This is a genomic window from Sphingobium sp. TomTYG65 (genome assembly GCF_055395525.1).
Window position 1 is genome coordinate 2048159 of sequence record NZ_AP027330.1, and the last position, 13126, is coordinate 2061284.

Below are 13126 nucleotides of genomic sequence, written 5' to 3' on the forward strand. Positions count from 1 at the left end.
AAATTTGTTCGACCATCACGGAGTACCCAGGCCTCTCTTCGTCGGATGTGCTTGGTTGGGGGCAGGGAACCAGACTGCCCCCAGCAAACAAGACGAACGAGACCGGGGAACCCGCAAGGCCGCGGGAAAAGATTAGGAGCGGCTAGGCGCTTGTCAGCCCAGCGCCTCCTGCGCGGGGGTGTAAGGCAGGCCGAGCGCCTGCGCGACGGCTTGGTAGGTCACCTTGCCGTTCCAGACGTTCAGGCCGGCGAGAAGATGCGGGTCGGACCGCAGCGCTTCCTTCCACCCCATGTCCGCGATACGCAGCGCATGGGGCAGCGTCACATTATTGAGCGCATAGGTGCTGGTGCGCGCCACCGCGCCCGGCATGTTGGCGACGCAATAATGGACGATGCCATCGACCACATAGGTCGGTTCGGCATGAGTGGTGGCATGGCTGGTTTCGAAGCAGCCGCCCTGATCGATCGCGACATCGACCAGCACCGCGCCCTTCTTCATGGTCTTGAGCATGTCCGCCGTGACCAGCTTTGGCGCAGCGGCGCCCGGGATGAGGACCGCGCCGATCACCAGGTCCGCATCCGCTACACATTCGGCCAGGTTGGCGCGGTTGGAAAAGCGCGTCTTGGCCCTCGCTTCGAAATAGATGCCGAGCTTTTCGAGCACTTCGGGGCTGCGGTCGAGGATGGTGACGTCGGCACCGAGCCCCGCCGCCATTTGCGCGGCGTTAAACCCGACGACGCCGCCGCCGATCACGCAGACCTTGGCAGGAAGAACGCCTGGCACGCCGCCCAGCAACACGCCGCGCCCGCCATTGGCCTTTTCCAGCGCGGTCGCGCCCGCCTGAATCGCCATGCGCCCGGCAACCTGGCTCATCGGCTTCAGCAGCGGCAGGCCGCCATGATCGTCGCTCACCGTTTCATAGGCGATGCAGGTCGAGCCGGACGCGATGAGGTCGCGCGTCTGCTCCGGATCGGGCGCGAGGTGAAGATAGGTATAGAGAATCTGGCCGGGCCGCAGCATCGCGCGTTCCTCGGCCTGGGGCTCCTTCACCTTCACGATCATCTCGGCAGCGGCGAACACCTCGCGCGCGGACGGTACGATCTCGCCCCCCGCCTTGGCATAGAGCGCGTCATGCGCGCCGATCCCATCGCCTGCGCCGCTTTCCACCAGCACCTGATGGCCATGGGCGGTAAGCTCATAGACGCTCTCAGGCGTCAGACCGACGCGATATTCGTGATTCTTGATCTCCCGTACCGTGCCTACAATCATGTTCAGCCTTTCCATCCCTGAGGGCATATCGTCGTCAGGGATTTTATCGCCGGGGAAGCGATGATTGTTCCGGAATCGGGCTTGCAACCGGAACGATCTCCTTATCCGATATAGTCTGCCGGAACGGAATTACAGGAGGCATATCAAGCACCCCTTGCCTAGCGCCGCGACGCACGATAGGGAGCCGCCTTCCAGTGCATGCGGAGCGGTGGCCGAGTGGTCGAAGGCGCTCGCCTGGAAAGTGAGTATACGTCAAAAGCGTATCGAGGGTTCGAATCCCTCCCGCTCCGCCAGCCCTTCCATCGCGATGCTGTAAAAATCTCAGGCGACGGCGCGTCCGGCGTTGGCGACATCTTCTGCCGTACAGAAATAGAGCTGCGCCTTGCCGCCGCGTTTCGAGCGGTAGAGGGCGGCATCGGCGCAGGCGGTCAGATGTTCAAGGTCCAGCCCATGGCGCGGGGCCATGGCTATGCCGATGCTGACCGAAATGCGGATCTGTTCGTCCATCAAATTATAGGGCGCGCTCAGCTGCTTGATGATGCGGCGGGCCAGCATTTCCGCCTCGCCTTCATGCTGGACACCTTCCTGAACCACGATGAACTCGTCGCCGCCGATGCGGGCGACGGTATCGACCGAGCGGACGGTGGCCCGCAGCCTGGCGGACACTTCGCGCAGGACGGCGTCACCCATCGGGTGGCCGTAGCGGTCGTTTATGATCTTGAAGCCGTCCAGGTCGAGGAAATGAACGGCCAGTTGGCTGTCCTCCGACGCAGTGACGCTGAGGCTGTTCTGAAAGCGCTCCCTCAGGAGCAGACGGTTGGGAAGGCCCGTCAGCGCGTCCTGCCGGACGAGTGCGGCCAGATCATGTTTCGCCGTCAGATGCTCTACATCCGACTGGTAGAGATGGCGCACCGATTCCAGGCTGAGCAGCGTCACGACACTGACCAGCAGCGCCTCTATGATGAAATATTCCGCGTGCATGGCCCCGTCGCCGCCCACTCGGGCGTGCAGCGCCAGGGCGGCGACAGTCGGAACGGTCGCTAATAGCAGGCTGACCACGCAGATGCGCGGCCTGCCGCCGATCCGGGACACGATGCCCGCACCAAAGGTGAAGACCAGGCTGACAGCGACCAGATGATTGAGCGGGGTATGCGTATTGAGCACAGCCGCACTGAGCGCGCCGAGCAGCGCGGCGAAAACATAGCTGCCGATCGCATAGCGCCGTTCCCATTGCTTCACCCGTTCGATTGGCAGGGCGGTTCCATGAACCTCACGGCGATAGGCGGTCAGAAGGACGAGGCGCGCGATCGTCACCAGCATGGCGGCAGCGGTGATAAGGCCGGTGGTGACACTGCGATGTTCCATGAAGATCGTCGCGCCTGCGACGCTGAACAACAGGCCCATGCCGGCGATGGGAAGACGCATGGCGAACAACGCCTCCACCAGTTCGCAATAGACTGCATCGGGCAGCGGGAGAGACGATCGCCCTTCCGCCGAGGGGCGCAAGCGCCGCATCAGCTTCGCAATCCGGCTCCGCCTTTTTATAACTTGCGTCAAAATCCTGCTCCGGCCCTGTCAGCGCATCATCATGCAACGCCCGAGAGCCGGGAAAATTGCGCGGAGCGTTTAGCTGATCATCTTGATTTTGATAAGTTTTATCTTCTTCCGCAAAGATGTTCGAACAGCGATAAGCATAAGATGAGGAGAGATGGTTTGACCGGAGAGGAAAAGACAGCCGCTATTCTGGAAATCCATGCGCTCAAGGCGCGTTATTTCCGGACGATGGACATGAAGGACTGGGCGGGGCTGGAGGCAGTATTTGCGCCCGACCTCGTCGCCGACTTCCGCGGCGCGACGAGCGAATGGAATGAAGCGATGCTGATCCATGGGGCCGCGCCCTATGTCGCGCAGCTCGCGCCGATGCTGGAAAAGGTCTGCACCGTGCATCACGGCCATATGCCTGAAATCAACATCGAGACGGCGACGGAGGCCAGCGGCGTCTGGGCTATGGAAGACAAGCTGTGGCCGGAAGAAGGTTCACCGCTGCCGTTCCGGTGGATGCATGGCTATGGCCATTACCATGAGCGCTATGTCCGCCTGGCCGACGGGTGGCGGATCAAGGAAATCCGCCTGACGCGGCTGCGTGTCGATGCTGGCTGATCCAGCCGCCTCGCTGCCGATCAATCTTGGCAGTCGGACAAAGCGGGTCTATTCTCTCTCCTAACGGCCGGCCGGATGAAAAGGCACGGCTTGGGGGAGAGCGATGGACGAAGCGTTTGTAAAGAACGTGGCGGAGGCGATAGCCCTTTTCGGCTTCGGCGGCGGCATATTGCTGCTATTTTGCCTGATCGCCGAAGCTTTCCTGCGCCATCGTGAGGGGTTGAAGCCCTTCAGCCGGGAAACCGGGCACAATTACCTCTTCTTCCCTCTGGGTCCGCTGCTGGAAGGGGTGATCGCCAACACGCTGCTGATCGCGGGGCTCACCGCATTATGGCATCTGACGCCGCTGCGGGTGGCGGTGAACTGGTGGACGCTGCCGCTCTACTTCTTGGTCGGCGAGCTTGCCTTCTACATTTTCCATCGCGCCGGGCATGAGCTGCGCATCTTCTGGGCCGATCATTCGATCCACCATTCGGCCGAAACCTATGACTTCACCGTCAATCTGCGGCACACGCCCTTTTCGACCGTCTATCGCCTGCTGACATGGTCGCCGCTGGCGCTGCTGGGCTTCCACCCGGTCGTACTGGTGCTGATGGCGATCAACATCCCGGCGTTTCAGACATTCTGCCATACGCAAAGGATCGGGCGGCTGGCGCCCTGGTTCGAATGGCTGTTCGTGACGCCCAGCAATCATGCCGTGCATCACGCCTGCAACCCGATCTATCTCGACAAAAATTATGGCGGACTGCTGATGATCTGGGACCATGCCTTTGGCACCTATCAGCGGCTGGAAGACAGCGAACCGCCCGTCTTTGGCATTACCCGCCAGCCGCGATCGTCCAACCCGATCAGGGTGCTGACCCATGAGTTCCGCTATCTGGCCGGGGACGTGCGCGCCGCACCGGGGCTTGCCGCCAAGCTGAAGGTGCTGCTGGGCAAGCCGGGCAAGACGTTCCAGGCCGATCATGCGCCCGATCCCATGGTGATCGAACGCGGCTTGGCAGGACACTGACATGACGGAGCTTTCGGGGCCTGCCGCGCTCATCCCCCTGCTGATGCTGTTTCCCCTGGCCGCCACCATAAGGCAGAGCTGGCCGGGCGCGGAACGATGCGGGGGCCGGATCAGCAATGCGGTTAGCGGCGCAGGCTGGCTGGTGCCGTTGATCTTCGTCGTGCCCATGTGCATCGGACTGATGATCGCCGGGCGCCTGTCTCCCCTGCCCCAGCAAAGCTATGCTACGATTGCCTCGAGCTATGGCCCTGCGGCCGGGCTGGCGATGGCGATAGCGGTGGTGATCGCGGAATTGTGGCTGGTGCTGGCCCCCGCCATGGTGGTGCTGCGCTTCAGCGATCCGGCGCAACGCCCGGCGATGCGCGCGCTGATCCCGCTGAACCTTGTGCTGGGGCTCGGCTTCCTCGCCATCCTCCTTTTGATCTGGCGCTGAAGCCTCAAGCCGGGCGTTTGCGCATCATCGCCTGGCGGCGGCATTGGGCCACGATCTTGCCGTCCTGGTTGCGAGCGACATGTTCAAATTCGACTATACCTGTCGTCGGGCGTGATTTGCTTTGGCGCGCGGACAGCACCTTGCTGCGCACCCGGATCGTGTCGCCCTGGAACACGGGATTGGGGAAGATCACATCGGTCATGCCGAGATTGCCGACCGTGGTGCCGAGCGTCGTGTCATTGACCGACATGCCGATCATCAGCCCCAACGTGAAGAGGCTGTTGACCAGCGGCCTGCCCCATTCCGTCCCGGCCGCGAAATGGGCGTCCAGGTGCAGCGGCTGCACATTCATGGTCAAGCTGGAAAAGAGGATATTGTCGGTTTCGGTGACGGTGCGCGACCAGGAATGATCGATCTCCAGTCCCGGCGTCAGCTCCTCAAAATATAGTCCGGCCACTTGCGCGCTCCCTCTCTCCGCTACGCTCCTGATAGGCCGGATATCACAGTTCCTCCAGCGCCGCGCTCGCCTCCATCCAGACTTCCTCGACCGCTTCCAGCTTCTTTTCGACGGCGGCGCGCTTCACCATGAGGTCGGTCATGGTCATTTTCGCTTCCGCGCCGGTGGCGGATTTGGGATCGAACAGCGCCTGATCGATCCGGCTACGCTCCGCCGTCAGCAGCGCCATTTCCTTCTCCGCCTTGCTCACGGCATTTTTCGCGGCCTTCTGCTTCTCGCGCCATTCGGCGGCGTTGCGCTTTTCGGCCTTGCGATCGACCTTGGGCGCGTCGCCGCTGCTGCCGTTCCCGTCCGCCTTGCGCAGGATGATATCGGTATAATCCTCCAGGCTGCCGTCGAAGGGCTGGGCCGTACCGTTATCGACCAGCACCAGTCGGTCGGCGACCAGTTCGATCATGTGGCGGTCGTGCGACACGATCACCACCGCGCCGCTATAGTCGTTGAGCGCCTGAACCAGCGCCTCGCGGCTATCGACGTCGAGGTGGTTGGTCGGTTCATCAAGGATGAGGAGATGCGGCGCATCGCGGGTGATCAGCGCCAGCGCCAGCCGTGCCCTCTCGCCGCCCGACATGCTTCCGACCTTCTGCGTGGCGCGCTCGCCCGAAAAGCCGAAGCGGCCAAGCTGAGCACGCACAGCGCCCGGCGTCGCGCCCTTCATCACGCGCGTCATATGTTCGAGCGGCGTGTCGTTCACGTCCAGCTCCTCCACCTGATATTGGGTGAAATAGCCGACATTCATCTTGGCCGACGCGTTCATCGCGCCTTCCATGGGCTTCAACTGCGCGGCGATCAGACGGGCGAGCGTCGTCTTGCCGTTGCCGTTACGTCCGAGCAGCGCCAGCCGATCGTCGGGATCGATGCGCAGGTTCACCCGGCGCAGCACCGGCGTGTCGGTATAGCCGACCGCCGCCATGTCCATGGTGATGAGCGGCGGACGCAGCTCCGGCGGATTGGGGAAGCCGAAATGCAGCGTCGGGTCCTCGATAGCCGCGGCGATCGGCTGCATCTTGGCAAGCGCCTTGGCGCGCGACTGCGCCTGTTTCGCGGTGGAAGCGCGGGCGGAATTGCGAGCGACATAGTCCTGCAGCTTCTCGCGCTCCGCCTGCTGCTTGGCGCGGGCTGCCTCCTGCTGGGCCAGCCGCTCGGCCCGCTGACGTTCGAAGGCGTCGTAGCCGCCGGGATAAAGGGTGATCTTACCCCCTTCCAGATGCAGGATATAATCCACCACATTGTTGAGCAGATCGCGCTCATGGCTGATGACCACGACCGTGCCGCGATAGGCTTTCAGGAAATTCTCCAGCCACAACGTCGCTTCAAGGTCGAGGTGGTTGGAAGGTTCGTCGAGCAGCAGCAGGTCGGGATTGGAAAAGAGCAGCGAAGCCAGCGCCACGCGCATCTTCCAGCCGCCCGAATAGCTGTCGAGCGGGCGGCCCTGCATCTCTTCATCGAAACCTAGGCCGACGAGGATGCGCGCGGCGCGGGCGGGCGCGGTGTAGGCGTCGATCGCATTCAGCCTCTCATAGATATGGCCGAGGCGATCGGGATCATGCGTCGCCTCGCTCTCCGCCATCAGGGCGGCGCGTTCCTTGTCGGCGGCGAGAACGGTTTCGAAGGGCGTTGCGGTGCCCGCGGGCGCTTCCTGCGCGATATAGCCCAGGCGCGTGTCGCGCGGCATTTCGCAGCTGCCCTCGTCGGGATCAAGCTGGCCGATCATCACCTTCATCAGCGTCGATTTGCCAGCGCCGTTGCGGCCGATCAGGCCAACGCGGCTGCGCGGCGGAAGCGCGGCGCTGGCGCGATCGATAATGGTGCGGCCGCCGAGGCGCACGGTGATGTCCTTGAGATTCAGCATGGGCGGGGCTTTAGCAGGATGACGGGCGATGCCAAGCTGAGTCGATCTGTTCCTTATTTGGCAGCGACGGGTTCTGCATACAGCGTGAACTGCGTATGCAATCCGCCGTCCGAGGACTGGCCGAGCCAGAGGTCGAAAACCCCTGGCTCCGCGATGATCTTGTTCCCTGCTCCCACAAATTGCAGGTCGGCGCGCGAGAGGGAGAAACGAACCGTCTTGCTCTCCCCCGGCCCCAGCGTGACGCGCTCGATACGCTTCAACTCACGCACCGGCCGGGTGCGGCTCGCCACGCGGTCGCGGATATAAAGCTGCACCACCTCGCTGCCGCGCCGGTCTCCCTTGTTGGTCAGCCGCGCCGTTACCTCTATCGCGCGGTCCCAGCGCAGCGCGCTGTCCGACAGCTTCAAATTGTCCAGCGCGAATGTCGTGTAACTAAGGCCGTGGCCGAAGGGATAGCGCGCGCTGTTATCGGTCGTCATGTAGCGCGCGCGATATTCGGTGCGGTTGTCGATGACCGGGCGGCCGGTGGACTTGCGGTCGTAGAAAAAGGGCTCCTGCCCCGATTCCCACGGGAAGCTGACCGGCAGCTTGGCCGAAGGATCAACCCGGCCGAAGAGAATATCGGCGATCGCATGGCCCGCTTCCGATCCCAGGAACCAGGTGGCGAGGATGGCCTGCGCATTGGCTACGCCGTCGTGCAGCGCCAGCGCGCGGCCGTGACGGAGCAGGACGATCATCGGCTTTCCGGTGGCCGCGACCGCCTCGGCCAGCGCCTGTTGCGCGGGCGGCAGTTCGATCACGGTACGCGATTGCGCTTCGCCCGACATGTCCTGCGATTCGCCCACCGCGAGCAGGATGATGTCGGCCGCCTTGGCCGCTTCCACCGCCTGCGCGATGCCGCCATCTATGGGGCCGCTGATCTCGCAGCCCTTGGCGATGCTGAGCAATGCGGGGTCCGGCATGGCGGCGCGAAGCCCGGCGGCGATGTCCACGCCCTTCCCCTTGTCGCCATAAAAGGCCCAGGGTCCGTAGATGTTTGCGCGATCTTCTCCGAACGGTCCGATCAGTGCGATCTTCTGGCGCCTGGCATGGTCGATCGGCAGGACGCCGCTATTCTGGAGCAGCACGATCGACCGCGTCGCCGCTTCCCGCGACAGCGCGCGATGGGCCGGGGTAAAAATGCGGCTCTTCTCCGCCTCTTCGCTGATCGACCGGTAGGGATTGTCGAACAGGCCGAGGGCGGTTTTCACATAAAGGATGCGGCGCACGGCGACGTCCACCGTCTCCATCGGCACCGCGCCGCTTTTCACCAGATCGGGCAGGTGGCGGATATAGAGGCCGCTCTGCATCGACATATCGACGCCCGCCAGCACGGCGAGCCGCGCCGCGTCGCGCTCATCCTCCGCATAGCCATGGGCAATCAGTTCCTCGTCAGCGGTGTAGTCGGAAAAGACAAAGCCCCGGAATTTCAACTCGCCGCGCAGCAGGTCGGTCAGCAGTTCGCGATCGGCGGTGGCGGGCACGCCATTGATTTCGCTGAATGCCGCCATGGTGGTCAGCGCGCCCGCCGCGAAGGCGGAGCCGAAGGGCGGCAGATGCGTCTCGCGCAGCGTCTCGTCGGAAATATCGACGCTGCCATATTCCAGGCCCGCCGCCACTGCGCCATAGGCGGCGAAATGCTTGGGGCAAGCGAGCAGGCTGTCGTCGCGGCGCAGGTCGCGTCCCTGAAAGCCGCGCACGCGGGCGGCGGCGAACAGGCTGCCCAGATAGACATCCTCCCCCGCCCCTTCGACCACCCGGCCCCAGCGCTGATCGCGCGCAACATCGACCATCGGCGCAAAGGTCAGGTGCAGCCCCGCCGCGCTCGCCTCCTGCGCCATGGCGCGCGCCGTGCGTTCGGCGAGCGACGGGTCGAAGCTGGCGGCTTCGGCCAGCGGGACCGGGAAGATGGTCTTGAGCCCATGGATGACGTCGCCCGCCAGCAGCAGCGGGATGCCGAGGCGGCTTTGCTTGACCGCGATGTCCTGCGCCCGGCGAGCGCCCGCAACGCCGATGCCGTTGAACAGGCAACCCACCCGCCCCTTGCGCACCTCGTCGGAAAGCCGCTTCTCATCCTGGATGCCGACCTGCGGATTGGGCGGGTTGTAGGGGCGGAAACTGTCGGTCAGGCAGGTCATCTGCCCCGCCTTTTCCTCTACAGTCATGCGGCCGATGAGGTCATCCACGCGCGCGACTTCAGCGGCCGCGAAAGCCCGGCGGGGAAATGGCAGGGCGACAAAGCCGGCCAGAGCGGCAGCGATCAGCGAACGGCGGTCGAGAGTCATCAGCGACAGCCTAAAACACTTCTCTGCTTCTGCGAAGGCTGCCCGCATGGGCAAACGCACGCCCCATCGCGCAGGCAGCGGATATCCTAGCCGAGCGCTCTCAAGCGGGCGCGAACAGCTTCGTGCCGACCACGCCAATGACCGTCAGCGCCATGAACCCCGCCTGCACCGGCGTTACCCGGTCGCCGAACAGGATCACACCGCCGATGATGACGCCGACTGCGCCAAGCCCCGTCCAGATCGCATAGGCCGTACCCGCAGGCAGGCCCTTCATCGCAAGCGCCAGCAGGCCCATGTTGAGGAAGCTGAGCGCAATCGGCACCGCCGACGCCTGCCAGCTGCCGATGGTCGCCGCCCATTTAAGGCTGAGCGCCCAGCAGATTTCGGTAAAAACGGCAATGCCCAGCACCAGCCACGCCATGACCAGCGTTCCTTCTTTCAGGCGGGCTCGGAAGGAAAGGCGCACGGGCCGGAAACCCGAAAGAGGCGGCGCGCCCAAGAGGGGCCTGAAGACCCACAAGGGTGGTGGACAGGGCTGGATTCGAACCAGCGTACGGGAAACCCGGGCAGATTTACAGTCTGCTGCCTTTAACCACTCGGCCACCTGTCCAGTGCCCTGACGCGGCGGACAAAAACGTCTTTCACCGCGCTGGAGGCGCGCTCAATGGCGAAAGGAGGCTTGCCTGTCAATGGGCGGATGTGAAAAGAGCGCTTCCATGAAAAGAGGACATCGCAGCGCAAAGCCCAAGGGCAACTTTCCACGCTTCTACGGGCGTCATGCCGTCATAGCGGCCCTCGCCAATCCCAATCGGGTGGTCCGCAAGATATGGGGCACGCGCGAAGCGCTAGGCGCGCTCGACCTGCCCCCGGTTCTGCCGATCGTCTATGCCGATGTCGCCGATCTGGGCCGCATGGTGCCGTCCGATGCGCCGCACCAGGGCATCGTGGCGGAGGTGGAGCCGCTCGACGATGTGTGGCTGGGCGACGCGCTGGAGGCGGGCGAGGACGACAAGCGCCCGGTGCTGGTGCTGGATCAGGTGACGGACCCGCATAATGTCGGCGCGATCCTGCGCTCGGCCGCCGCCTTCGACGCTCTGTGCATCGTGACGCAAGACCGCCATGCGCCGCCCGAATCCGGCGTGCTGGCCCGCTCCGCGTCGGGCGCGCTGGAAATCGTGCCCTGGGTGCGCGTCGTGAACCTCGCCCGTGCGCTCGATGAAATTGCCGAGGCGGGATATTGGCGTATCGGTCTCGACGGCGAAGCGGACACGAACCTTGGCGACGCGATTGGCGATTCGCGCGTGGCGCTGGTGCTCGGCGCGGAGGGCGAGGGGTTGCGTCACAACAGCATGGCCCATTGCGATATTTTGGCTAAACTGCCGATCAGCCCGCGGATGGAGAGCCTGAACGTCTCCAACGCGGCCGCCATCGCCCTGTACGCCGCCGCCAGCCGGTAGCGCGCCGGGCATGAAGCGCGCTGCCTGCCAGCGGCGCGCGCGAACAGGGGGACGATATGGCCGCTTTCTTCCGTGCTGCGAGCGCACTCGCCTGCTGCCTGATGCTGGGCGCTTGTCTGGTGACGCCGGGCAAGTTCGAATCGACACTCGACATACGTGCGGACCGGCAGTTCAGCTTCACCTACAAAGGCGAGATCATATCGTCGGACATGAAGGGGATGGGCGGCTCTTCCGGCACGCCCAGCGATGATCCGATCGGCGGCGGCGCGCCCGAAAAGAAGGACAGCGCCTGGCGCAAGACCGCCCTGCAAAAGGGAACCGAAGAGCGATTCGACAGCGGCGGCGACAAGAGCGACGAGGCGCAGATGCAGGCGATCGCCGCCGCGCTATCGAAGGAAAAGGGTTTCCGCTCCGCCCGTTACATGGGCAATCACCGCTTCGAAATCGATTATGCGATCAGCGGCCGGCTGACCCACAGCTTCCTCTTCCCCTTCAACAGCGATGCGGAGATCGTCCTGCCCTTCGTCGCGATCGAGTTGCGCGGCGATGATCGTGTGCGGGTGAAGGCTCCAGGCTATTCCAACGGCTTCGACAAGAGCCGTGGCCCGATGGGGCAGGGCAGTGCGGATGAGGACGCGGCAAAGGCGCTGGACGGCAGCTTCACGCTCACTACCAACGCGGAAATCGTCAGCCAGAATCAGGAGGACGGCGCGCAGAGCGTCCCCGAAGGCAAGCGGATCGTTTGGCGGATCACGCCGCTGACCGGTGAGGCGCCCATGGCGACGCTGCGCGTCAGCCGATAGCGGGCGCCTCGATCAGGTCGATCAGTCTTCCGGCGCGATGGTGACGCGCAGGCCGTCCAGATCGTCGTTCAGCACCAGCTGGCACGACAGGCGGCTGCTGGCATTGCGATGATCGGAGCTGTCGAGCAGATCGTTTTCATCTTCGCTCAGCGCAGGCAGCTTGTCGGCGAAAGCGGGATCGACATAGACATGGCAGGTGGCGCAGGAGCAGCAACCGCCGCACAGCGCCAGCAGTTCGTCAAAGCCGTTGTCGCGGATGACTTCCATCACCGAAAGGCCATTATCGCCTTCGACGGCCTGCTCTTCACCCGAACGGTTGACCACAATCAGTTTAGGCATGTACCTCGATCCCCAAATTTCCTTCGCCGCTCATAGGCGGGGGGGCCGAGAAATCAAGAGCCGGAAGAGCAGAGCATGGTGACCACCCCGGAGCAGCTGCGCGCCAGCCTGGACGCGATCGCCGTCCTTGAACCCGGCTTTGCCGCCGCCCTGGCGCGGGTCGGCTACCCCCTGCCGCGCGTGCGGGAGCCTGGCTATGAAACGCTGCTGCGCACCATCGTGGGCCAGCAGGTCAGCGTCGCGGCGGCGGCCGCGGTCTGGCGCAAGCTGGAGCAGGAATTGGGCGAAGGCTGTGCGCCAGACAAGCTGCTGGCCCGCGACTATGACGCGCTCCGCGCCTGCGGCCTTTCCCGGCAGAAGCAGGGCTATGCCCGCAGCCTCGCCGAACTGGTAACGCGCGGGAAGATCGACCTGCATGCCCTGCCACAGGATGATGAGGAGGCGATCGCGCTGCTGACGCAGATCAAGGGGATCGGCCGATGGTCGGCGGAAATATATCTGCTGTTCGCGGAAGGACGCCCGGATGTCTGGCCCGCAGGCGACCTAGCCGTGCAGATAGAAGTTGGCCGCATCCTTGGCCTTCCCGAACGGCCCAGCGAACGCGAAACGCGCGCGCTGGCGGAACGATGGCGTCCTCATCGGGGCGCTGCGGCCATCATGGCCTGGCATCACTATAACACAGAGGTTCTTTGATTCATGTCCCTGCCCCACGCCCGCTACATCGTCCTCGAACATGAGGGCGTGTGGAAGATCAATCTGGACAACCGCTATTACGGTCCCTTCCCCACCCGCGAGGCGGCGGTGGAAAATGCGACCGGCACCGCACGCAAGGCGGCCGAGGGAGGCTATCCCGCGAGCGTATTGTTGATGCAGGGGACGCGCTTCGAAACGCTCTGGACCAATCAGCCTGACGAAGCCTCGTCCTGACTTTTTTGCCGGTTGACGGAACCACAGGGCATT

14 protein-coding genes and 2 tRNA genes are annotated in these 13126 nt (G+C 64.0%); 8 read left to right on the top strand and 8 right to left on the bottom strand.

Annotation, left to right across the window (positions count from 1 at the left end):
- Positions 1-153: 153 nt before the first annotated feature.
- A complete protein-coding gene (ald, locus tag ACZ5Y5_RS10030) occupies positions 154-1269 on the bottom strand; it encodes an alanine dehydrogenase (RefSeq protein WP_464808494.1) in 1116 nt (371 codons plus the stop codon).
- A 202-nt stretch (positions 1270-1471) separates the two neighbouring features.
- On the opposite strand from ald, the gene ACZ5Y5_RS10035 reads away from it, so the two are divergent.
- Positions 1472-1562 (top strand) — tRNA-Ser (locus tag ACZ5Y5_RS10035).
- Positions 1563-1590: 28 nt separating this feature from the next.
- Here ACZ5Y5_RS10035 and ACZ5Y5_RS10040 read toward each other — a convergent pair.
- Entirely contained in the window at positions 1591-2784 is a 1194-nt protein-coding gene (locus ACZ5Y5_RS10040; protein WP_464808495.1) for a diguanylate cyclase domain-containing protein, read from the bottom strand.
- A 198-nt stretch (positions 2785-2982) separates the two neighbouring features.
- Between ACZ5Y5_RS10040 and ACZ5Y5_RS10045 the strand changes: the two genes are divergently transcribed.
- The 3 genes from ACZ5Y5_RS10045 to ACZ5Y5_RS10055 all read left to right on the top strand — a co-directional run bounded on the left by ACZ5Y5_RS10045 (position 2983) and on the right by ACZ5Y5_RS10055 (position 4874).
- The gene (locus tag ACZ5Y5_RS10045; protein WP_464808496.1) at positions 2983-3429 is read left to right on the top strand and encodes a nuclear transport factor 2 family protein; all 447 of its coding nucleotides are present in this window, start codon (positions 2983-2985) and stop codon (positions 3427-3429) included.
- Between the two features lie 103 nt (positions 3430-3532).
- A complete protein-coding gene (locus ACZ5Y5_RS10050; RefSeq protein WP_464808497.1) occupies positions 3533-4441 on the top strand; it encodes a sterol desaturase family protein in 909 nt (302 codons plus the stop codon).
- A gap of 1 nt (position 4442) precedes the next feature.
- Entirely contained in the window at positions 4443-4874 is a 432-nt protein-coding gene (locus ACZ5Y5_RS10055) for a hypothetical protein (protein WP_464808498.1), read from the top strand.
- Between the two features lie 4 nt (positions 4875-4878).
- On the opposite strand, the gene ACZ5Y5_RS10060 is transcribed toward ACZ5Y5_RS10055, so the two are convergent.
- From ACZ5Y5_RS10060 to ACZ5Y5_RS10080, 5 genes are all read right to left on the bottom strand, one after another.
- Complete coding sequence (locus tag ACZ5Y5_RS10060; RefSeq protein ID WP_464810518.1) at positions 4879-5364, bottom strand: MaoC family dehydratase; 486 nt, start codon at positions 5362-5364, stop codon at positions 4879-4881.
- 10 nt (positions 5365-5374) lie between these two features.
- On the bottom strand, positions 5375-7243 hold the full coding sequence (locus tag ACZ5Y5_RS10065; RefSeq protein ID WP_464808499.1) for an ABC-F family ATP-binding cassette domain-containing protein: 1869 nt from the start codon (positions 7241-7243) through the stop codon (positions 5375-5377).
- 53 nt (positions 7244-7296) lie between these two features.
- Positions 7297-9567: a beta-glucosidase BglX gene (gene bglX / locus ACZ5Y5_RS10070; protein WP_464808500.1), complete on the bottom strand. Its 2271-nt coding sequence runs from the start codon at positions 9565-9567 to the stop codon at positions 7297-7299.
- Positions 9568-9667: 100 nt separating this feature from the next.
- Positions 9668-9988, bottom strand: coding sequence for a DMT family transporter (locus ACZ5Y5_RS10075; RefSeq protein ID WP_464808501.1), 321 nt, complete (start codon positions 9986-9988; stop codon positions 9668-9670).
- Between the two features lie 102 nt (positions 9989-10090).
- A tRNA-Tyr gene (locus tag ACZ5Y5_RS10080) sits at positions 10091-10177 on the bottom strand.
- A 106-nt stretch (positions 10178-10283) separates the two neighbouring features.
- Here ACZ5Y5_RS10080 and ACZ5Y5_RS10085 point away from each other — a divergent pair.
- Together ACZ5Y5_RS10085 and ACZ5Y5_RS10090 are read left to right on the top strand one after the other, a co-directional pair.
- Positions 10284-11024, top strand: a complete 741-nt coding sequence (locus ACZ5Y5_RS10085) for a TrmH family RNA methyltransferase (RefSeq protein ID WP_464808502.1) — start codon at positions 10284-10286, stop codon at positions 11022-11024.
- A gap of 56 nt (positions 11025-11080) precedes the next feature.
- Positions 11081-11827 carry a hypothetical protein gene (locus ACZ5Y5_RS10090; RefSeq protein ID WP_464808503.1) on the top strand — a complete coding sequence of 249 codons (747 nt, stop codon included), beginning with the start codon at positions 11081-11083 and terminating at the stop codon, positions 11825-11827.
- A 21-nt stretch (positions 11828-11848) separates the two neighbouring features.
- Here the strand turns inward: ACZ5Y5_RS10090 and ACZ5Y5_RS10095 are convergent, their stop codons facing one another.
- Positions 11849-12166, bottom strand: coding sequence for a 2Fe-2S iron-sulfur cluster-binding protein (locus tag ACZ5Y5_RS10095; RefSeq protein WP_464808504.1), 318 nt, complete (start codon positions 12164-12166; stop codon positions 11849-11851).
- A gap of 75 nt (positions 12167-12241) precedes the next feature.
- Between ACZ5Y5_RS10095 and ACZ5Y5_RS10100 the strand changes: the two genes are divergently transcribed.
- Together ACZ5Y5_RS10100 and ACZ5Y5_RS10105 are read left to right on the top strand one after the other, a co-directional pair.
- Positions 12242-12859 carry a DNA-3-methyladenine glycosylase family protein gene (locus tag ACZ5Y5_RS10100; protein ID WP_464808505.1) on the top strand — a complete coding sequence of 206 codons (618 nt, stop codon included), beginning with the start codon at positions 12242-12244 and terminating at the stop codon, positions 12857-12859.
- A 3-nt stretch (positions 12860-12862) separates the two neighbouring features.
- Entirely contained in the window at positions 12863-13093 is a 231-nt protein-coding gene (locus ACZ5Y5_RS10105) for a DUF2188 domain-containing protein (protein WP_464808506.1), read from the top strand.
- The last annotated feature ends 33 nt before the right edge of the window (positions 13094-13126 follow it).